The organism is Kribbella sp. NPDC055071 (assembly GCF_053608045.1).
In genome coordinates, this window is record NZ_JBSGUS010000004.1 from 49287 (window position 1) to 69187 (window position 19901).

Below are 19901 nucleotides of genomic sequence, written 5' to 3' on the forward strand. Positions count from 1 at the left end.
ATCGCGGACCAACAGCATCCGATCCACGATCATTCCCATGGTCGCACACCAATTTCCAGGATCAACTACCCGTCTCGTTACTCTTCAGCGCGCCCAGGTGCGGGCGACCCGCTCCGCGACCGCCGCGAGCGAGCCGTGCGGGTCCGCGAAAGCCCGCTCCTCCCCGACCAGCTCGACCAGCGAGTACGCCGACTCCACGCCCATCGTCCGCATCTCCCGGGCGCCGATCTGGACCTTCCCGGCCAGGACGACGCAGGGCCGCATCGCGTCGTTCGCGACCTTGGCGACTCCGGCGATCACCTTGCCGTCGCGGGACTGGAAGTCGAACGCACCCTCGCCGCTGAGGACGAGATCGACCTGTGCCGCCTTCTCCTTCAGCCCGGTCAGGTCCGCGACCAGGTCGATCCCCGAGACGCGCTCGGCACCGAGCAGCAACAGCGCGTAACCGAGTCCACCGGCCGCGCCGGCACCCTTCTTGTCCGCGGTCTTGCGGTCGGCCAGCTCGGCGAAGTTCGTCAACCAGCCGTCGACCACCGGCTTGCGGTCGTCGGTGATGCCCTTCTGTTTGCCGAACACGCTGGTCGCGCCGCGCAGCCCGAGCATCGGATTCTCCACGTCACTCGCCGCGACGAACTCGATCCCGGCGACCCGCGTCAGTGCCGGCTCCAGATCCACCGCCGTCAGCGCGGCGAGACCCGCGGCCCCCGACTCGAGACTGCCGGCCGCCGTAGATCCGGCTGCCGTAGATCCGGTTGCTGGGGCTCCGGCTGCTGGGGCTCCGACGGCGGTCGCGCCGAGTGCGGCGAGCAGGCCGGCGCCGGCGTCGTTCGTCCCGGACCCGCCGAGTCCGAGGATGATCCGCTTCGCCCCCGCGTCGACCGCGGCCGCGATCAGCTGACCCACGCCGTACGTCGTCGCGTCCTCCGGCCGCCGCAGCTTCGGCTCGACCAGGTGCAACCCGCACGCCTGCGCGCTTTCGACGTACGCCGTCTCCCCCGCCACCAGCACCGTCGCCGGGGTGTCGTCGCCGAGCGGGCCACGGACGGTGACCGACAACAGCGTCCCGTCGACCACCGCGGAGAGCACGTCGATGAAGCCCGGTCCACCGTCGGCCATCGGCGCCACCAGCACCTCGGCGTTCGGGTCCTTCCGCCGCCACCCCTCCTCGATCGCCGCAGCCGCCTCAACGGCCGTCAACGTGCCCGCGAACTTGTCCGGCGCAATCAGAATCCGCATGCCGCCCATCCTCCCGCACCTCACCCGCAGATCAGGCATCCCGTCCACCCCCGCAACCAGACCGGCGCTGCCACTTCCTGCAACCGTCGCCCGGACGGCCCGCTCGGACGGCATGATCTGGGGGGTGACTGGACGGGATGGATTGATGACTGTGCGTCGGACGCTGGCTGCGGTACTGGTGGTTGGGCTCGCTGTGGGCGGGTGCAGCGGGCAGACCGACAAGACCAACGCGTCGAGTCCGCCCAGCGCCACGCCGAAGCCGACGCCTCGGGTCGGCGAATCGATTCCGAGCGCGCACGAGGTCTGGTCGGTGGCGATCACGCCGGACAGCAGGTTCGCGTACGTCGCCAACCCCGAGGACCTGACTGTCGTCGATCTGCAGAGCCGCAAGACGATCGATACGGTGGCCTTCATCTTCGAAGGCGGGAAGCAGGTCCGGTTCAGCCCGGACGGCAAGCAGGCCTACCTCGCCGGGGACGGGGGTGTGCGCATCTTCGACACCTCGAACCGGTCCCAGCTCGGCAAGGTCGAGTTCGACGGCAGTTCGTTGGAGGACCTCGTCGTCGCGCCGGACGGCCGGTACCTGTACGCCGCGAGCGACGGCGACGGCGTCGTACGCATCGATGTCCGCAAACGCCGCGTGGATCAGATCGTGGATGTGCCGCTCGGGACCCGGGGTGGCATCGCCCTCTCACCCGACGGCAAGCGCGTATACCTGACCAGCGCACAGTCGACCGGTGAGCCGATCAACGCGGTGACGGTGGTCAACACGGTCACCGGCAAGGTGGTCAAAACCCTTACGTTGCCTGGAGAGACGCCTGACGACGTGGTCGTGACACCGGACGGGAAGCGAATCTTCGTCTCGTACCACACCAGCGAACTGGACCGGCCCAACTTCGTCTCCGTGGTCGACGCCGCCAGTCTCGCCGTCGTCGGGAAGATCCCGGTCAAGGGGACGACCGACGCGATGGCGATGACCCCGGACGGACAGCAGATCTACGTGGCGGGTGTGTACGGCTCGGACAAGCCGATGGACATCCACTCGGAGCTGGAGGTCATCGACACCACCACCGACGCCGTCACTACGACCGTCCCGCTCGAGACGAATGCGAGGGACCTCGAGATCGCCCCCAACGGCCAGCTGGCACTCATGGCGGGTGTGGCCAGCAACGCTCTCGTTCCTATCCAGCTCGGGTGAGGCGTTAATTTCACAGTTTGGGCAGTGATGTGTACCACGCGGGGTGAGGGGTGCGGCGTGGCACGATGTGTGATGTGACGACGATCGCAGAGGGGTCCAAGTCCCTCCCGTTGCTGTTCCTGGGTCAGAGCACCGATCCGCACTCCGAGCGTGGTGTCGAGTGCCCGGGCGCACTGCCACCGGCCTCCGACCCGGATCTGGTCGAGCGGGCGCTGAAGGCCAAGGCCGCGCTGGGTGACCAGGTGTTCGTACTGGGACACCACTACCAGCGCGACGAGGTGATCCAGTTCGCGGACGTGACCGGTGACTCGTTCAAGCTGGCCCGCGACGCGGCCAACCGGCCGGACGCGCCGTACATCGTGTTCTGTGGTGTGCACTTCATGGCCGAGTCCGCCGACATCCTCACCAACGAGAACCAGACCGTGATCCTGCCGGACCTCGCGGCCGGGTGCTCGATGGCGGACATGGCCCGGATCCAGCAGGTCGAGGCGGCCTGGGACGCCCTCGCCGACGCCGGGGTCGCGGACGTCACCGTGCCCGTCACCTACATGAACTCCAGCGCCGACATCAAGGCCTTCTGCGGCCGCAACGGCGGCGCGGTCTGTACGTCGAGCAACGCCGACACCGCGCTCGAGTGGGCCTTCGAGCAGGGCGAGAAGGTGCTGTTCCTGCCGGATCAGCACCTCGGCCGCAACACCGCCGTACTGAAGATGGGCATCTCGCTCGACGAATGCGTCGTGTACGACCCGCACAAGCCGGGCGGCGGGCTGACCCGCGAGCAGTTGGCCGCGGCCAAGATGATCCTGTGGCGCGGACACTGCTCGGTGCACGGTCGATTCACCGCCGCCGCGGTCGACGACGTCCGGGCGCGCGTCCCAGGCGTCAACGTGATCGTCCACCCCGAGTGCCAGCACGAGGTCGTCACGAAGGCGGACCTGGTCGGCTCGACCGAATACATCATCCAGACCCTCGAGACCGCCGAGCCCGGTACGTCGTGGGCCGTCGGCACCGAGCTCAACCTGGTCCAACGGCTGGCCAAGCAGCACACCGACAAGAACATCGTGTTCCTGGACAAGACGGTCTGCTACTGCGCCACGATGAACCGCATCGACCTCCCCCACTTCGTCTGGGCCCTCGAGAACCTGGTCGCCGGCCACGTCGTCAACCCCATCAAGGTCGACGCCGACACCGAGAAGTACGCCAAACTCGCCCTCGACCGCATGCTCGCCCTGCCAGGAAAAACCGCCCGCGACTAACCACCCTCACCCACCCACCGGCCCGCGGGCCGGCCGCTCAGCCCTCGGCGCCCCGCCCGCCGGCCCGCCCACCGCCGTGCCCGCCGGCGCGCCCACCGCCCACCGCCCAGCGCTCCGGCCCCGCGGCCCCGCGGCCCCGCGGCTCCGCGGCTCCGCGGCTCCGCGGCTCCGCGTCCCATTTCAGGGGCCGACCCCTCACGTGGGGGCTTGCACCCTCGAATTTCGGATGCCACACCCACACTTTCAGGGGCCGACCCCTGAAAGTGCGTGACGCGGCGCGCTGTGCTCACGCGGTGGTGTTCCGGCCGTCGGTGCGGCGGGCTGGAGTGTTAGGGGGTACGACGTGAACGACTCAGGGCAGACCGGATGCGGCCGGCAACCCGGGAAGGGTGCTCGAAATCGGACCAGGTGGTCCGGACAACCTGCAAACCCAGAGCCCGCAGTCGGTCCTCACGGGCCTTCTCCCGGATCAGCACCTCGGGCGATCCCTCGGCGTACTTCAGCATCCCATCGAACTCGACGATTGTTTCGTACCCCGGAAAGTCGAAGTCGACCCGGCCGACGAAACCGTCCTCATCTTCGTACCCAACCTGCAGCTCCGGCGTCGGCAGACCGTGGTTGTGCATCAGCACCCGCAGTCGCGACTCGCCGACAGACTCCGACCGGCCGTCACCGAAACCGATCGCCAGCCGGGCGGTTGGGCTGCCCGCCCAAAACTCCGTCGCATCCAGGATCCTCAGCAGTTCTTCGTCGCCGACCGCGTGATTCCGGAACGCGGCATCGATGAACACCACCGCGGCCTCGAAGGACGTCGTACAGGCTGTTTCCACCACGGCCCGGGCCAACGTTGTGACTGGTAGGCCGTCGCATTCAGTCAGGTCGGCGGGTAACAGGCGGCCCCGGTGATACCGGATCCCCGCCACCGGACCGCTGTGCCTTCGCTCGTCCAGCCGGCTCAGGTGGGCTTCGGACAAGTCGATGGCCCAATGCGGCGATTGATGCAGAACGAGCGCCGACTGGTGGCTGACGACGAAGGACCCGGGTCGGACCGAGTGCATCGCCGCGTGGACGAGGCGCCGATGCTTATGCAGTTGCCGATCCCAGGCCGGAAATGCGCTCAGGTCTACGACTTCGGCGTACCGGCCGTGGCGAATGCGTTCCCACCGACCGGACTGGAGACGGTCACGTATCTGTTGTGGCGTGTACCCGCAGTTCAAGGCCTGACTCCGGCTGAACACCCCGCCCTGGCTGGACGAAACCAGCTTCAGCATCGGATTCATCCACCCAGCATGGCCGAATCGACCCGCCGCCCGCCGCCTGTCCTCCCGCCCCTGTGGATAACCCAGTCCCACAGCCCATCACAAGCCCATCACAAGCTCAGAGGCTGACCCCTGAGTTTGTGGGTTGCGCGGCGAGAATCTGCGTCCGCCCCCCTAAATTTGAGGGGCCGGCCCCTCAAATGGGGGTGGGAGGGAGGGGGACCGGGTGGGGTGGGTGGGTCGGGGTGGGGTGGGTCGGGGTGGGGTGGGTCGGGGTGGGGTGGGTCGGGGTGGGTCGGGCGGGTCTGGGTTAGTGGGAGACCTTTGCGGGGGCGTACCAGGTGGCGAGGATTTCGGGGAGGCGGTCGGGGCCCCAGCGGTCTACCGGGGTGATTCGGGTGTGGAGGGACGCCAGGCCTTTGGCGAGTTCTCCTACTACGTCGCCCTGCCAGGGGACGGCGACGCCTTCGCCGGGGCCGACGATGACGGCCGGGCCGCCGCGGTTGACGCAGACCACCGGGCAGCCTGAGGCGAGGGCCTCGGTCACGGCCCAACCGGCGGCTTCCCGCAGCGCCGGGGCCAGGAGGGCATCAGCGCGGAACATCGCGGCGAGGACGTCCTCCCGCGGGAGCTGGCCGGTGAACTCGACCCGATCGCGAACGCCGAGCTCCTCGGCGAGCCGCTCCGCGCGGCGCCAGTCCGGACCGTCGCCGATGATCCGGAGCTCCCAGCTCGACGCCTCCGGTCGGGCCAGCGCACTGATCGCGAGCAGCACACCCTTCCACGGGATCAACCGTCCGACGAACAACGCCGTTTTGATGCCGGGGGCACCGAAAGGCTCATACGGGCCGGACGCGGTGAAGCGGCGGATCGCGACGTTCGGCTGAACGACGATCTCGCGCGCGTACGGCCGGAACACCTCGGCAACATCGTTGTTCTGGGCAACCATCAGGTCGGCGCTCTGGGCCAGCTTCCGGCCGGTGATCCGGCGCCGGATCCCTGTGTACGTACGCCGGACGAGCTCGGCCACGACCCCACGGCCGCCGAGCCAGTTCGCCATCGACAGCGGCGCGGTCGTCGATCCACCGACCGGTCCCCAGATCACCCGCGCCGACGACTCCCCGACCACCCCGGCGGGCATCCAGTCGACCGCGAAGGTCAAGTGATGGATCACATCGAACGTCTGCTCCGCATGGAGCCGGGTCGCCGTACGACGCGCCAACCCCTGCCACAACGGGTAATACCAGTACACATCCGACGGCCGCCGCCGCAGCCGCAGGACCCACTTCGGAAGCTCGAGCGGTACGACGGTCAACGACGGAACCGGCCGGATCGCCAGCTCAGCAGCGATCTCGTGCGCGAACTTGCCGCGGGTCAGCAGCCACACGTCGTGGTCCCGCGCGGCCGCCTTCGCCCAGGCCCAACCGGCCCCCGGCTCCGAACCACCCTGCGGCCGGCACGCGTAGGCACTGAGTAAGACCTTCGGCCGGGCCGGCATCAGCTCATCCCCTCCAGAAGCCTGCGCAGATCGGTGCTGGACGTCGAAGCCGTGTACGGGAAGTAGTGCACCTCCGCGCCGACCTCACCGAGCAGCCTCTCCAGTCTCATCCCCTTCTCGGTGCCCTTCCAGTCATCACCTTTGAAGAGAATGTCGTACCGCAGCTGTTTCCACATCTCGAACTTGTCGCTGGACCAGTCGCTGACCACCTCGTCGACCAGATCAAGCGCTCGGATCACTTCCATCCGCTCGTCGTGCGGGACCACCGGCGGACGCCCTTTGATCCGCGCGACCACGTCGTCCTCGACCACGCCGGCGATCAGGTGGTCGCAGTGCTCGCGAGCCCGGCGCAAGATGTTCAGGTGGCCGATATGGAACATGTCGTACACCCCGGGCGCGTAGCCGACGGTGCCCATCACCGGCGCCATCAGCCACCCTCCGCCGGTTGCAGCGCCGCCATCTCCCGGTACCACTTCGCGATCGCGGCCACCAGGAACAACAGGTTCGCCGCGAGCAGAGCGCCGTACAGGGCAATGAAGAGCGTCGGCGTGCCGAAGGTCAGGAAGATCAGGCACAGGACGCCGTAGTCGGTCGGTGCGATCAGCAACGACTTGAGCACGGAATCCCCACGCTCGTTGGGTTTCGGCGCTCCGCCGTGCCGCCGGCGCAGCTGGTCGATCAGGATCAGCCCGAAGAACAACACCGACGACATGCAGACGTAGCCGAGCGGGATCAGCAGCAACAACTCGTTGCTGAAGTCATCGAAGCGGAAGAACGAGATCAGTACGGCGCTGTGCAGCAGCACGATCTTGATCGAGTCGATCATGTGGTCCAGCCACTCGCCGAGCGGTGAGCCACCGCCGCGCAAGCGTGCCAACTGTCCGTCGGCCGAGTCGAGGCCGTATCCGAGCACCAGCAGCGCGGTCACCGCGAGCGCCATCCCGAACGACGGCCGCAGTGTCGCCACCAGCACGATGCCGACCAGCGAGCAGAAGCCACTGGCCAGACTCACCTGGTTGGGCGTCCGATGACCGAGGAACGCCGCCGCAGCGAACACACGCCCGATCCGCCGGTTGACGAACCGCGAGTACGCCGGAGTCCCCGCCGACGACTTCTGCGCCCGCGACAGCTGCGCCACCGTCTCCCGCAACGAACTCATGCGACCGAGCTGCGGGATTGCCGTTGGTCGATGGCGGCGCGCAGGATCGGGCTGCGTGAGCCGCGGCCGACCGGCAGGACGCTGATCAGCTCGGCAGGGATCCCGGCCAGCTCGTCCTCGCCCAGCACGCCGTCCATGCCACTGGCCGCGAACATGGTCCGCGCCCCGACCACGCCGGTCAGCCACGCGGCGCCAACACGATCGACCTCGACCACCTCGTCCACGCACCGCAGGTGCCCGACGATCTGGGCCCGCTCCGGCAGCGGCACGAACGGCCGCGCTCCCCAGGCCTGCATCGCCCACTCGTCGGTCAGCACGCCGACGACCAGCCGGTCACAGCCCTCGCGCGCTCGCTCGAGCACATCGACATGGCCGACGTGGAACAGGTCGAAGACCCCGGCCAGACATCCGATCCGCGGCAAGCTTCCATCCCCCTGCAGCTCCGCGAGAGAGCCGTTCGTCAATGAGCCGGTGGTCTGTGAAACCGGGCCGACGCGACCCCCCGCGTCAGGCGCGACCTTATACCGTCCTGGCACGGCCCGCCCAGCGTCCCTGTCGGGTCCGGCCGCCGTCGGCGTGCCGGGCGATCGCATCGGTGTAAATCCTCTCCGTGGCCAGAAGGTCACGCTCCGGAGTGAAGCGCTCGAGATAGACCTGTCGGGCTCGCTCGCCGAAGGTTATCGAAGTCTCCGGCTCGGCCAGCAACCCCATGGCCTTCCGCAGTCCCTCGGTGTCGCCGGCCTCGAACAACGCGCCGGTCTCCCCGTCATCGACCAGCTCCGCCAGTGCTCCGAGCCGGGACGCGACCACCGGCACGCCGTGCGCGAATGCTTCCACCACCACGAGACCGAAGGTCTCATACGAACGCGCCGGTACGACGGCGACGCGCGCTGACCGGAGCACTTCCATGCCGTCCGCCCACGGTAGTTGACCAAGCACCTGAACGGACAGGTCCCGCCGGGCCCTCGCCTCGGCCTCGGCGCGGAGCGGACCGTCGCCGACGACGACCAGCGTGCCGAGCGAGGAATCCCAGGCCCGCAAGAGATCCGCGAAGCCCTTGTCCTCGACCAGCCGGCCCAGGAAGACCACCGCGTCGCCCGCACCGCTGCGCACCGCGCCCGAGGGCGGGACGGCGTGCGGCTTCACCACGAACAGCTCCGGGTCGTACCCGGCTGCGACGTACCGCTCCTTCACGAACTCCGACGGCACGACGAACGTGGCGACGTAGCGCTGCCAGGTATGCAGGCTGTTGTGGATGCCGATACTGGTGGCCAAGGGCAACGTCTGGACGCGCGACTCCCGGTAGCAGCTGTGCCGCACCGCAGCGAGCGGAAGCTTGCCGATGCAGGACTCGCACGGCCGGCCGTCACGCTGCAGGACCGCATTCGCACACAGGAGCCGGAAGTTGTGCAGGGTCGCGACCACCGGCAGGTCCAGCCGGGACGCCGCGCGCAGCACCGACGGGCTGAACAGCGGGAACGTGTTGTGCACGTGCACCACGTCCGGCCGATTCTCCTGCAATAGATGTGTTAAATCGCGTTCCGCCGAAAATGACCACACGGAGCGGACCGGTAACAGTGCGCGATCTTTCCGGCTCATGGCGGCGATATCGTCGCTGTTTCGCACGTACAGGTCGATCTCATGTCCTGAGTTACCCAATAAATCAACCGTTTGCGCGACGACAGTGTTCTCACCACTGGGTTGACCCGTCCGGTAACGGTTGTGCAACATGGCGACCCGCATGGCACTACCTTAAGTCTCGCGGTGGCTACACCTGGTTTCAGGGAGCAATGCTTTGAGGAAGTTGTGGTTCGCAGCGCTCATCGCTGCCGCGCTCGCCGTTGTTACTGTCGCGCTCCCGGTCATCGCCACCGAGAACAACGCCACAACCGCGGCCAGGTCACGCGTCGTCAGCGATCCCGGCACCTCCGGCGTTCTGCCCTCGCACCGCAAGCCGAAAGCCACTCCCACGGCGACCTCAGCGCCCAAGGGCAACAGCACTCCGTCGAAGCGGCCCGGCTCGGGCAAGACCACCGCGAAGCCGTCGACCACCCCGACGAAGCCCACGGCCACTCCCACTACGACACCTACCGCGCCGCCGGTCGAGACCGTGAGCTCGGACGAGGCGGGCCCCGCGGTCGCCGGTCCCTGCAGTGGAGTGGTGATCCAGCCCGGCCAGAACGCCCAGTCGATCATCAGCGCCAAGCCCGCCGGTACGACGTTCTGCTTCGCCGCCGGCCTGCATCGCATCAGCCAGACCCTGCGCCCGAAGGCGAACCAGGTGCTCGCGTCTGCCCAGCGAGCCGTCCTGACCGGATCGGTCCCGCTGACCGGCTGGACGGCGTCCGGTGCGAACTGGGTGGTGCGTGGTGCGCTGCCACCGGCGTACGGGCTCAGCGGGCAGTGTGAAGACAACGTCGCCAACATCTGTTCGTTGCGCGAACAGGTCTTCCTCGACGGGACGCATCTGACCCGGGTGTCGAGTCTCGCGAAAGTTGCCCCGGGCTCCTTCTTCGCCGACTACGCGGGCGACGCGATCTACCTGGGCAGCAACCCCACCGGCCACACCGTGGAGATGTCGAAGACCGCGACCGCCATCGAGTCGAACGCCGCGGGCGTCGTCGTCCGCGGTCTGACCATCGAGCACTTCGCCAGCGCACCACAGGCCGGAGCGCTCGTGTCCGGGCCGAGCTGGACGGTGACCGCGAACGACGTCCGCTGGAACCACGCCGTCGGCGTGATGCTGGTGCAGGCGAACAAGACCAAGGTGGACAAGAATCTGATCCACCACAACGGCCAACTCGGACTCGGGCAGTACGCCTCGGCCGCGGCCGCCGTGACCAGGAACGTGATCAGCTCCAACAACACCGACGGCTTCTGGATCGCCGACTGGGAGTCCGGCGGGATCAAGTCGACCCGGTCCTCGGGCACGGTCAGCGGTAACACGATCAAGGCCAACCGGGGGATCGGGATGTGGGCCGACGTCGCCGACGACGGCCGGGTGATCAGCTCCAACCAGATCATCGGCAACGCCGCGGACGGGATCCGGTTCGAGATCAGCCGGAACGGGACGATCGAGAACAACGTTGTCAGCGGCAACGGGTTCGGCACCGGCCGCGGATCCGGTACGTCGCTGTGGGACGGCGGCGGGATCAACATCAACACCTCGTCCGGCGTGACCGTCCGCGGGAACAAGGTGTCCGGCAACGTCAACGGCGTCACGATCCAGTCCCGCACCCGCGGCACCGGTCCCTGGGGCACCTACCTGCTGCGGGACGTCACCGTCGCCGGCAACACGATCGAGATGACCAGCGGGACCCAGGCGACCGGGATGGTGCAGAACGCCGGGGCCGCGGTGCCGGCCGGCGAAGTGGTGTTCAGCGGCAACAAGTACGTACTGGACGCGCTCGGCGCCGCCCGGTTCGCCCGGTTCGGCGCCAAGCTGACCGCGGCCGGCTGGCAGGGCGCCGGCCTCGACACGGTCGGCACCTTCCTCGCGAACTGACCGCAGTGCGTGACGGTTCGGTGATGAGGGCAACAATCCGTGACCAGGTGCGGCGATCGATTGCCAAACGCAACATTATTTGTGCGGAACGTATTGCCCTGACTACCTGAGGTGGTAGTAATCTGCTGTCCGAAGCCGCGCCTTGGGGGGTGCGCTCCACGGCTTGCCCCGTGCCCCCGGAGGCTCCGCGATGAAGACAGCTACCGCCCTCGTGGCAATCGTTGCAGTCGGCACCTTTGCCGTTGCCGCCAGCACCTTGCCCGCACAGTCCTCGCCGTACAACGCCGAGGACAACACCCCGGTCCCGGTCGACCTGTTGCCCGGACTGGTGACCGACGACGAGCCCACACCTCCCCCACCACCCGGTGCCGACTATCCGGCCGGCCCTTCGCAGGCTCCGGCCTGCTCCGGCGTCACGATCAAGCCTGACCAGGACGCCGCGCAGCTCGTCGACGCCGCACCGACCGGTACGACGTTCTGCTTCACCGCCGGCCTGCACCGGATCGCCGAGCCGATCCACCCCAAGGCCAACCAGGTCCTCGGCAGCGACGAAGGCGCCGTACTCACCGGGTCGGTCCCGCTCACCAAGTGGGTCGGATCCGCCGGCGACTGGGTGACCACGGGAGCCCTGCCCCCGGCGTACGCGCAGACCGGGCAGTGCGAGGACAACAAGGCGAACATCTGCTATCTGCGCGAGCAGGTCTTCCTGGACGGCAATCATCTGACCCGCGTCGCCACCCGCGACAAAGTTGCCCCTGGCACCTTCTACTCCGACTACGCGGCGAACCTGATCTACGTCGGCGACAACCCGCAGGGCCACGCGGTCGAGATGTCGAAGACGCCGACGGCGATCGAGTCCGGCGCGAGTGGCGTCGTCGTTCGCGGCCTGACCATCGAGCACTTCGCGACACCGCCGCAGAGCGGCGCGATCGAGCTCGGCCTGGGCTGGAAGGTGTTCGCGAACGACATCCGCTGGAACCACGCAGTCGGCGCGATGCTGGTCAACGCGGACGGCGCCGTCCTGGAGAAGAACCTGGTCCGCAACAACGGACAGCTCGGCGTCGGGCAGTACAGCACGGCCCGCGGCACGATCTCCGCCAACGAGGTGACCGGGAACAACACCGACGGTTTCTGGATCGCCGACTGGGAGTCGGGCGGGATCAAGACCACCTGGTCGAACGGCGGCTCGGTCACCGGCAACCTGATCAAGGCCAACCGCGGTGTCGGATTGTGGAGCGACGCGTACGACGACTCCCGGTCACTGGATCACAACCAGATCGTCGACAACGCGGCGGACGGGATCCGGTTCGAGATCGGCCGCAACGGCGTGATCGAGGACAACGTGGTCAGCGGCAACGGCTTCGGCACCGGCCGCGGCTCCGGCACGTCGCTGTGGGACGGCGGCGGAATCAACGTCAACACGTCCTCGCACGTGAAGATCCGCGACAACGTGGTCGCGAACAACGTGAACGGCATCTCGATCCAGTCCCGGACCCGCGGCAGCGGCCCGTGGGGCAAGAACGTGCTCCGCGACATTGTTGTCTCCGGCAACCAGGTGACGATGCGCGGCGGCACCACCGCGACCGGCATGGTGCAGAACTCCGGCGCCGTCATCCCGGCCGGCGAGGTCACGCTGAACAGCAACACCTACATCCTCGACAGCCTCACCGCTGAACGGTTCCAGCGCACCGGCGAGTGGTACACGGCACCGGAGTGGCGCCAGACCGGTCAGGACACGTCGAGCGCGTTCCGGATCGGGAAGGCGATCGTGAGCGCGACCGGCGTCCTTACGATCGTCCCGACAACCGGCTGACGTGCTCGACCAGCAGGTCGCGGAACACCGCCGAGTCGCGCAGGTCCGGCGTGAAGATCGAGTCCACACCGAGCAGCGCGTCCACCACGGCGGCCGGTTCGGTCTTGCCCGCGAGGGCGGACTTGAGCCGGTCGGCTTGTGGGTCGTCGACAGTGGGTGTCTCCGACACGTAGACCATCCACGCGGCGACCGCGAGCGAGATGACCCGCGGCCCGGCGCCCGCCGCCAGTCGATCGCGAACCGTGCCGAGCATGCGCACCGGCAGCTTCACCGAGCCGTCCATCGCAACCTGGGCAGTCCGGTGTTTCAACGCCGGGTTGGCGAACCGCTCCAGCACAGACGCGCCGTACTCCGCGAGATCCAGCCCATCAGGCGGCGACAGCGTCGGTACGACGTCCTCGGTCATCAACGCCCCGGCGAGGCCGGCCAACTCCTCGTCGCGGACCGCCTCGGCGATGGTCTCGTAGCCACGCAGCGCGCCGAGGTAGGCGAGCATCGAGTGGGTGGCGTTCAGCATCCGTAGTTTCGCTTGCTCCCACGGCGCGACATCTCCGGTGAACACCGCGCCGGCCAGCTCCCACGCCGGCCGCGCAGAAGTGAACTCGTCCTCGATCACCCACTGCAGGAAGGGCTCGGTGACCACCGCCGCCTCATCGCGTACGCCGAGCAACCGGGCCACCTCGTCCCGATCCGCGTCTGTGGTCGCCGGCACGATCCGATCGACCATGCTCGCCGGAAACCCGGTCGCATCGAAGATGTCCGGCACCTTGCCCAGGGCATCGAAGTACTCCGCCACGATCTTGCGCAGGAACGGGCCGTTGGCAACCAGGTTGTCGCAGGACACGATCGTCAGGGGTTCGTCGCGGCGCGCCAGCCCAGCGGCCAACTGACCGACGACGGTCCGTGGCGGACGTCCCGTCAGGTCAGCCTGGATCTCGGGGTCGTTGAGGTCGAGCCCGGATCCGGCGGCCCGATAGCCCTTCTCGGTCACGGTCAGCGTCACGACCGCCACCGCCGGATCGGCGATCCGCGCGACGACGGCGTCCGGGTCCTCGGGAGCCGTCAGAACCTCGCGGATGCTGCCGATCACCTCGAGCGACTGCGCCCCGACTCCCTTCTCCAGAACGGCGTACAGACCGTCTTGGGGTGCCAGCTGGTCGCGGACGGTGGTGGAGCGCTGGCTCACCCCGGCGATGCCCCACCGCGTCTCGCCGCTGAGGTGCGCCGCCCGCTCGGTGATCACGGCCTGGTGGGCGCGGTGGAAGGCGCCGAGTCCGAGATGAACGATGCCGACCGACAATGAGCGCGGGTCGACCTCAGGCGTGATGGGCAGATTGGTGAGACTTAGCCTGGTCAAGCTACGACACCTTTCGGGGCGAAGGGCCAGTGGAATCACGGACGATAAGCTCGCCGTGCAGGGTGATAGTGCTGTCGAGGGTGCCGTCCGGATTGTCGAGCAGGGCCAGCAGTAGCTCGACCGCTATCCGTCCCGCTTCCTGCTTCGGCATTCGGACCGTGGTCAGCGCCGGCCTGGCCATCTGAGCCATGGCGATGTCGTCGACGCCGACCACGCTGAGGTCGCCGGGCACCGAGATCCCCCGCGCATGCACGCGCGCCAGCAGCCCGATCGCGACCAGGTCGTTGTAGGTAACGACGGCGGTGGCGCCGACCGCGACGACCTGGTCGGCCGCCGCCATCCCACCTTCGTAGGTCGGCGCGAAGTTGCCGACCGCAACTACCTTGGCCCGGTGCTGCTCGACCGCGTTCCGCAGGCCGACGCCGCGATGCTGGGTCGACCAGGACGTCGCGGGTCCACCCACCCAGGCGATCCGGCGGTGGCCGAGCGCCACGAGGTGGGCGACCGCCTGGCGCATACCGCCCTCGTTGTCGTAGCTGACACCGGCGATGCCCGCGGCCGCGCGATTGACCAGGACGACCTTGGTGTCTTGCGCGATCGTGGCCAGGTCGTCGTCACCCGCGCGCGGCGAACAGAGCACCACGCCGTCGACCTGCTTGGACAGCGCGCGGACCAGACCCACCTCGGCGACCGCGTCCTCGTCGGTGTCCGCGACGAAGACGGCCACGTCGGATCGACGGGCGCGAGCCTGCACGCCCTTGGCGATGCTGCTGAAGAACGGGTTGGCCAGGTCCGGTACGACCAGGCCGATGGTGCCGGTGCGGCCGGTGATCAGACCGCGGGCGGCGCGGTTCGGCTCGTACCCGAGCCGCTCGACCGCGGCGGAGACGCGGGCCCGGGTGGAGGCGTTGACCATCGCCGGCAGCGAGAGCGTCCTCGACACCGTGGACGGCGACACGCCCGCAAGCCGGGCCACATCGCGAATCGTCGCAGGCACAGTTCCCCTCCGCTCGCGGTCTAGGTTGAGTCTGCAATCGGTTGCAGTCCTGTGTCAAGACGTCCGTGGACAGGCCCTTGTAGAACGGCACGAAGGACTGCAATCCTTTGCAGAGTTTGTTGCAGCCGCATCTACACCGGAGGACATCCCATGCCGAAGGCTCTGCAGCCTCATCCCGACCGCGCGTTCCCCGCCGGCGAGGCGCGGGACGTCGCCCGCCGGATCCACGCCTCAACCAAGGACCTGCCGCTGCTGTGCCTGCACGGTCACGTCGACATCGGGCTCTTCGCACACAACGAGCCGTTCAGCAACCCAGCCGACCTGCTGGTCGTCCCCGACCACTACGTCACCCGCATGCTCATCTCCCAGGGCATCTCGCCGGACCACCTCGGGCTCCCCCGTCGCACAACCACCACAGAACAAATGGTGGAACCGCGGGAGGTTTGGCGGGTGTTTTGTTCGAACTGGCGTCTGTTTCGGGGGGCGCCTAGTCGGTATTGGTTGGAGCATGAGTTTGCTGAGGTGCTGGGGGTGACGACGCAGCCTTCGGCGGAGACGGCGGACGAGCTGTACGACCAGATCTCGGCGCGGATCGCCGAGCCTGAGTTCCGGCCGCGGGCGCTGCTCGACCGCTTCAACATCGAGCTCATCTCGACCACGGACGCGGCGACCGACGACCTCGCCCAGCACGCGAAGCTCGCGGCCGACCTACCCGGCCGCGTGATCCCGACCTTCCGGCCGGACGCCGTCGTACATCTTGATCGACCCGGTTGGCCGGAGCTGACCCAGCAGCTGGGTGCGTTGGCCGACACGGACACCGAGACGTACGACGGCTACCTCCAGGCGATCCGGCAGCGTCGGCAGGCCTTCATCGCGGCAGGCGCGCGGGCGACCGACCACGGGCACCTGAGCGCGGCCGCCGTACCCCTGTCCGATGAAGAGGCGAAGCGCATCTACGCGACGGCGTTGAAGGGCGAAGCGAGCGTCGAGGACGCAGCCGCGTTCGCCGGGCACATGCTCTACCAGTCGGCGGTGATGTCGGCCGAAGACGGTCTGGTGATGCAACTGCACCCGGGCGTGCTGCGTGACCACGACCCGGCCATCTATGCGACGTACGGGCCGGACCAGGGGCACGACATCCCGGTCGCGGCCGAGTTCACCCGGTCGCTGCGGCCGTTGCTCGAGCGGTTCGGGCATGTGCCTGGCTTCCGGCTGGTGCTGTTCACCGTCGACGAGACCGTCTACTCCCGCGAGCTCGCGCCGTTGGCGGGGGTCTATCCAGCCGTACGGCTCGGAGCCCCGTGGTGGTTCCTGGACAGCCCGGACGGGATGCGCCGGTACCGCGAGCTGGTCACCGAGACCGCCGGCTTCTACAACACCTCCGGGTTCGTCGACGACACCCGCGCGTACCTGTCCATCCCCGCTCGGCACGACCTGGCCCGTCGTATCGACGCCGGTTACCTGGCCGAGCTGGTCGTCCGGCACCGGCTCGACGAAGATGAAGCCCTGGAGGTCGCACAGGACCTGGCCTACAACCTCGCGCGCGACACGTATCTGAGCTGATCCGCCCTCACCTGAACCACACCGTCGGCGGGCGGGTAGTCTCTCGCAGATCTTGTTCGCCGGGGACGGGTTGAAGGGACGTAGATGAGGCATGGTGTCGCGGCAGGTGTAGCCGTGCTGGCGTTACTGCTGGCGGGCTGCTCCGACTCCGGTGGTGCGCCGTCGAAGCCCGATGCGACGACCACAGTCACCGTGCCGACCGCTCCACCGGCGGCTGCCGCGGCCCAGCTCGGTCCGACCGGCCCCGGTACGGCGAAGCCCTGCCAGGGCATCGCGATTCCGGTCGGAACCGATCCGCAGTCGATGATCAACGCTTCGCCGCCGGGCAGCGTGTTCTGCTTCGCGAAGGGCGTGCACCGGATCAGGCGAGTCATCCAGCCACGAGCCGGTGACACGCTGGCAGGCACCGAAGGCGCCATACTCACCGGCTCTGTGCGCCTGAGGGGCTGGATGCCCTCTAGCAATGGGTGGGTGGTGCGTGGTGTGCTGCCGCCGGCGTATGCGCTCAAAGGCGTGTGCGAGGACAACCAGGCCAAGCCGTGTCAGCGCGGTGAGCAGGTGTTCGTCGACGGGCAGCATCTGACGCGGGTGATGAGCCTCGGCGAGCTGAAGCCGGGCACGTTCTTCCAGGACTACACCGCGAACGCCGTGTACGTCGGGAACGACCCGGCCGGCCGTGAGGTCGAGATGTCGTCGACGCAGACCGCGATCGCGAAGTCGGCCGACAACGTGACAGTGACCGGCCTGACGATCGAGCACTTCGCGAGCCTGCCACAGGGTGGCGCGTTGCAGGTCGGTCGCGGCTGGAAGGTTGTCGCGAACGAGGTCCGCTGGAACCACGCGGTCGGGATCATGGTCATCGAGGGCGACGGCGCCGAGCTGAGCCGGAACACGGTCGCGGACAACGGGCAGCTCGGCATCGGGCAGTACAACTCGCCCGGCGTCCGCATCACCGCGAACCTGGTCACCCGGAACAACACCGACGGCTTCTGGATCGCGGACTGGGAGTCCGGCGGGATCAAGTCGACCCGGTCGTCGGGTGAGGTCAGCGGCAACGACATCGTCGCGAACCGCGGGATCGGGATGTGGAGCGACGTCGCCGAGTACGACCGTCGCATCACCGGGAACCGGATCCGCGACAACGCCGCCGACGGGATCCGGTACGAGATCAGCTACCAGGCGGTGATCGACCAGAACGTGGTCGAGAACAACGGCTTCGGCACCGGTCGCGGCTCCGGCGGGACGCTGTGGGACGGCGGCGGCATCAACGTCAACACGTCCTCCGACGTGCAGGTCCGCGGCAATCTCGTCGAGGCGAACCGCAACGGCATCTCTGTCCAGTCCCGCACCCGGGGCGATGGGCCGCGCGGTAAGTACGTTCTCAAGAACGTCGTTGTCGAAGGCAACTCCGTGGTCCTCACCGACTCCACCGCCAGCACCGGCGTCGTCGAGAACAAGGCCTCCCCCACCCAGCCCGGCGCCGTCACCTTCCGCCGCAACAGCTACCGGCTCCCCAGCGGCACGCACTTCTCGTACCGCGGCCAAAACCTCACCTGGCCCCAATGGCAACAAGCCGGCTTCGACCAAGACTCAATCACCAGCTAGTCGACACCTACCCCCACTCGTCCATTTCAGGGGCCGGCCCCGCACATTGTGGGGTGCGGACGCGATATTTCGCCGCGCGACCCACCATTTCAAGGGCCGGCCCCTGAAATGGGGATCGGGGCGGGGATCGGGGCGGGGATGGGGCGGGGATGGGGCGGGGATGGGATGGGCTTGGGTGGGGTGGGGGGTTAGGGGGGAGGGGTTGGTTTGGCTCTTTGGCGTATTCGGTCGGCGTCGCAGATGGCGGCGGCGACCAGCAGGTGGAGCGTCATCGAGGAGAGGTCGGAGAGACCGCTTTCATTCAACGAAGCGGCGGTGACGTAGCCGAGCAGGAGGGCTCCGCAGGCGCGGATGTACGGCGTCGGCGCGCGCAGGACCGAGATCCACGCCAGGATCAGCGCGATCCCGACGATCACCACGGCGAGCAGGCCGGTCTCCCAGTACAGGCCCAGCCAGCTGTTGTCGATCGCCATCACGTCGATGTCGCCCTCACCGCGGCGCAGCAGGACACGCTTGTTGCCGAGGCCGTGGCCGATGATCGCGGTCTGCACGGAGACCTTCTCGTCCAGGACCGCCTGCCAGCTCGTGGTCCGGCCGCTGAGCGAGCTGATCTGCTGCGTCCCCTGCCCCCGCAGCAACCAGGTGTGCAAGGACCCGATCGTCAGGAACGCGAGCCCGAGCACCGCCGGCACCGCCAAGCTCGCAATCCGGCCGACCCACGTCTTCCGCGTGATGATCAGCGCGATGAACAACCCAAAGGCGACACCCGCCGCCGACGTCCGGGTCCGGCTCGCCGCGATCAGCACACCACCCAGCCCGATCACCGCCACCCCGGCGATGACCGAGAGCTTGCGGCAGATCAACCCGATCAGCGCCAGCCCGAGCAGGACCGCGCCGACCTCGCCCACCCGCGGCGGCAACATCGGGATGATCACACCCTGCAGCCGGTACCCCGCACCGAGCGAGGCGAGCGGACGCCACGCCTGCGACGGCGCGTACGCCAGACTCAGTACGACGGTTGCCCCCAGCAACAAATGGGCCCACAGGTGCGCCCGCACCAGTCGCTCCGGCGTCTGCACGAGCGGCCGCCAGACCAGGAACACCAGGATCAGCCCGATCAGGAACCGGGCCAGCCGCGTCAACGGCCCCATCGGCTCCGCGAGCAGGAACGCCGTCGCGCACGCGAACAGCACGTACATCACGTACATCGCGCTGGCCGGATTCACCCGGGTCCGGAAGCCCGGCTTGGTCGCCGCCAGCGCGATCAGGAAGATCGCCCCGAGCAGCAGGCCCTTGGTCACACTGTTCGTGGACCCCGTCGTACCCTGCGGCGCCGCGACCCGCGACGACCACGGCTGGACGCCGAGCACGAACAGGCACCACAGCACCAGCCAGAACCAGGCCGGCCGCTCGAGCGGTCCATCGACCGTCCCCGGCACCGGGGGATCCAGACGC

At 68.3% G+C, this 19901-nt stretch carries 16 protein-coding genes; 6 read left to right on the top strand and 10 right to left on the bottom strand.

Annotated features, from left to right (window positions below; genetic code table 11):
* Positions 1–84 precede the first annotated feature (84 nt).
* A complete protein-coding gene (locus tag ACWF4Z_RS08805; protein ID WP_452242380.1) occupies positions 85–1236 on the bottom strand; it encodes a glycerate kinase family protein in 1152 nt (383 codons plus the stop codon).
* Positions 1237–1381: 145 nt separating this feature from the next.
* Here ACWF4Z_RS08805 and ACWF4Z_RS08810 point away from each other — a divergent pair, with 145 nt between their 5' ends.
* Both ACWF4Z_RS08810 and nadA read left to right on the top strand, forming a co-directional pair.
* Complete coding sequence (locus ACWF4Z_RS08810; protein ID WP_452242381.1) at positions 1382–2434, top strand: WD40 repeat domain-containing protein; 1053 nt, start codon at positions 1382–1384, stop codon at positions 2432–2434.
* Between the two features lie 65 nt (positions 2435–2499).
* Positions 2500–3690 (top strand): quinolinate synthase NadA, encoded by a 1191-nt coding sequence (nadA, locus tag ACWF4Z_RS08815; protein ID WP_452242382.1) that lies wholly within the window; start codon positions 2500–2502, stop codon positions 3688–3690.
* Between the two features lie 329 nt (positions 3691–4019).
* On the opposite strand, the gene ACWF4Z_RS08820 is transcribed toward nadA, so the two are convergent.
* From ACWF4Z_RS08820 to ACWF4Z_RS08845, 6 genes are all read right to left on the bottom strand, one after another.
* On the bottom strand, positions 4020–4970 hold the full coding sequence (locus ACWF4Z_RS08820) for a type IV toxin-antitoxin system AbiEi family antitoxin domain-containing protein (RefSeq protein WP_452242383.1): 951 nt from the start codon (positions 4968–4970) through the stop codon (positions 4020–4022).
* 289 nt (positions 4971–5259) lie between these two features.
* Positions 5260–6447: a glycosyltransferase gene (locus tag ACWF4Z_RS08825; protein ID WP_452242384.1), complete on the bottom strand. Its 1188-nt coding sequence runs from the start codon at positions 6445–6447 to the stop codon at positions 5260–5262.
* Positions 6447–6875: an adenylyltransferase/cytidyltransferase family protein gene (locus ACWF4Z_RS08830; protein ID WP_452242385.1), complete on the bottom strand. Its 429-nt coding sequence runs from the start codon at positions 6873–6875 to the stop codon at positions 6447–6449. Before ACWF4Z_RS08830 ends, ACWF4Z_RS08825 begins: the two co-directional genes overlap by 1 nt.
* Complete coding sequence (locus tag ACWF4Z_RS08835) at positions 6875–7606, bottom strand: CDP-alcohol phosphatidyltransferase family protein (RefSeq protein ID WP_452242386.1); 732 nt, start codon at positions 7604–7606, stop codon at positions 6875–6877. The genes ACWF4Z_RS08830 and ACWF4Z_RS08835 overlap by 1 nt, the downstream gene beginning before the upstream one ends.
* Positions 7603–8028 (bottom strand): adenylyltransferase/cytidyltransferase family protein, encoded by a 426-nt coding sequence (locus ACWF4Z_RS08840; protein ID WP_452242387.1) that lies wholly within the window; start codon positions 8026–8028, stop codon positions 7603–7605. Before ACWF4Z_RS08840 ends, ACWF4Z_RS08835 begins: the two co-directional genes overlap by 4 nt.
* Before the next feature lie 97 nt (positions 8029–8125).
* Positions 8126–9349, bottom strand: a complete 1224-nt coding sequence (locus tag ACWF4Z_RS08845; protein WP_452242388.1) for a glycosyltransferase — start codon at positions 9347–9349, stop codon at positions 8126–8128.
* Positions 9350–9401: 52 nt separating this feature from the next.
* On the opposite strand from ACWF4Z_RS08845, the gene ACWF4Z_RS08850 reads away from it, so the two are divergent.
* Both ACWF4Z_RS08850 and ACWF4Z_RS08855 read left to right on the top strand, forming a co-directional pair.
* Positions 9402–11111 (top strand): right-handed parallel beta-helix repeat-containing protein, encoded by a 1710-nt coding sequence (locus ACWF4Z_RS08850; RefSeq protein WP_452242389.1) that lies wholly within the window; start codon positions 9402–9404, stop codon positions 11109–11111.
* Between the two features lie 190 nt (positions 11112–11301).
* Positions 11302–12924 carry a right-handed parallel beta-helix repeat-containing protein gene (locus ACWF4Z_RS08855; protein ID WP_452242390.1) on the top strand — a complete coding sequence of 541 codons (1623 nt, stop codon included), beginning with the start codon at positions 11302–11304 and terminating at the stop codon, positions 12922–12924.
* On the opposite strand, the gene ACWF4Z_RS08860 is transcribed toward ACWF4Z_RS08855, so the two are convergent.
* Together ACWF4Z_RS08860 and ACWF4Z_RS08865 are read right to left on the bottom strand one after the other, a co-directional pair.
* Positions 12899–14281 carry a mannitol dehydrogenase family protein gene (locus tag ACWF4Z_RS08860; RefSeq protein ID WP_452242391.1) on the bottom strand — a complete coding sequence of 461 codons (1383 nt, stop codon included), beginning with the start codon at positions 14279–14281 and terminating at the stop codon, positions 12899–12901. The two genes, ACWF4Z_RS08855 and ACWF4Z_RS08860, sit on opposite strands and share 26 nt — an antisense overlap.
* A 1-nt stretch (position 14282) precedes the next feature.
* Positions 14283–15278: a LacI family DNA-binding transcriptional regulator gene (locus tag ACWF4Z_RS08865; protein WP_452242392.1), complete on the bottom strand. Its 996-nt coding sequence runs from the start codon at positions 15276–15278 to the stop codon at positions 14283–14285.
* 150 nt (positions 15279–15428) lie between these two features.
* Between ACWF4Z_RS08865 and uxaC the strand changes: the two genes are divergently transcribed.
* Together uxaC and ACWF4Z_RS08875 are read left to right on the top strand one after the other, a co-directional pair.
* Positions 15429–16841 (top strand): glucuronate isomerase, encoded by a 1413-nt coding sequence (gene uxaC / locus ACWF4Z_RS08870; protein ID WP_452242393.1) that lies wholly within the window; start codon positions 15429–15431, stop codon positions 16839–16841.
* An 84-nt stretch (positions 16842–16925) separates the two neighbouring features.
* The gene (locus ACWF4Z_RS08875) at positions 16926–18446 is read left to right on the top strand and encodes a right-handed parallel beta-helix repeat-containing protein (RefSeq protein WP_452242394.1); all 1521 of its coding nucleotides are present in this window, start codon (positions 16926–16928) and stop codon (positions 18444–18446) included.
* Positions 18447–18634: 188 nt separating this feature from the next.
* On the opposite strand, the gene ACWF4Z_RS08880 is transcribed toward ACWF4Z_RS08875, so the two are convergent.
* The gene (locus ACWF4Z_RS08880) at positions 18635–19885 is read right to left on the bottom strand and encodes an O-antigen ligase family protein (protein ID WP_452242395.1); all 1251 of its coding nucleotides are present in this window, start codon (positions 19883–19885) and stop codon (positions 18635–18637) included.
* Positions 19886–19901: the final 16 nt, after the last annotated feature.

What these genes read in the sequence shown, in the direction of transcription:
- ACWF4Z_RS08805 (WP_452242380.1), bottom strand. Translation starts at nt 1,236, where the DNA reads ATGCGGATTCTGATTGCGCCGGACAAGTTCGCGGGCACGTTGACGGCC.
- ACWF4Z_RS08810 (WP_452242381.1), top strand. Translation starts at nt 1,382, where the DNA reads ATGACTGTGCGTCGGACGCTGGCTGCGGTACTGGTGGTTGGGCTCGCT.
- nadA (WP_452242382.1), top strand. Translation starts at nt 2,500, where the DNA reads ATGTGTGATGTGACGACGATCGCAGAGGGGTCCAAGTCCCTCCCGTTG.
- ACWF4Z_RS08820 (WP_452242383.1), bottom strand. Translation starts at nt 4,970, where the DNA reads ATGAATCCGATGCTGAAGCTGGTTTCGTCCAGCCAGGGCGGGGTGTTC.
- ACWF4Z_RS08825 (WP_452242384.1), bottom strand. Translation starts at nt 6,447, where the DNA reads ATGCCGGCCCGGCCGAAGGTCTTACTCAGTGCCTACGCGTGCCGGCCG.
- ACWF4Z_RS08830 (WP_452242385.1), bottom strand. Translation starts at nt 6,875, where the DNA reads ATGGCGCCGGTGATGGGCACCGTCGGCTACGCGCCCGGGGTGTACGAC.
- ACWF4Z_RS08835 (WP_452242386.1), bottom strand. Translation starts at nt 7,606, where the DNA reads ATGAGTTCGTTGCGGGAGACGGTGGCGCAGCTGTCGCGGGCGCAGAAG.
- ACWF4Z_RS08845 (WP_452242388.1), bottom strand. Translation starts at nt 9,349, where the DNA reads ATGCGGGTCGCCATGTTGCACAACCGTTACCGGACGGGTCAACCCAGT.
- ACWF4Z_RS08855 (WP_452242390.1), top strand. Translation starts at nt 11,302, where the DNA reads ATGAAGACAGCTACCGCCCTCGTGGCAATCGTTGCAGTCGGCACCTTT.
- uxaC (WP_452242393.1), top strand. Translation starts at nt 15,429, where the DNA reads ATGCCGAAGGCTCTGCAGCCTCATCCCGACCGCGCGTTCCCCGCCGGC.
- ACWF4Z_RS08875 (WP_452242394.1), top strand. Translation starts at nt 16,926, where the DNA reads ATGAGGCATGGTGTCGCGGCAGGTGTAGCCGTGCTGGCGTTACTGCTG.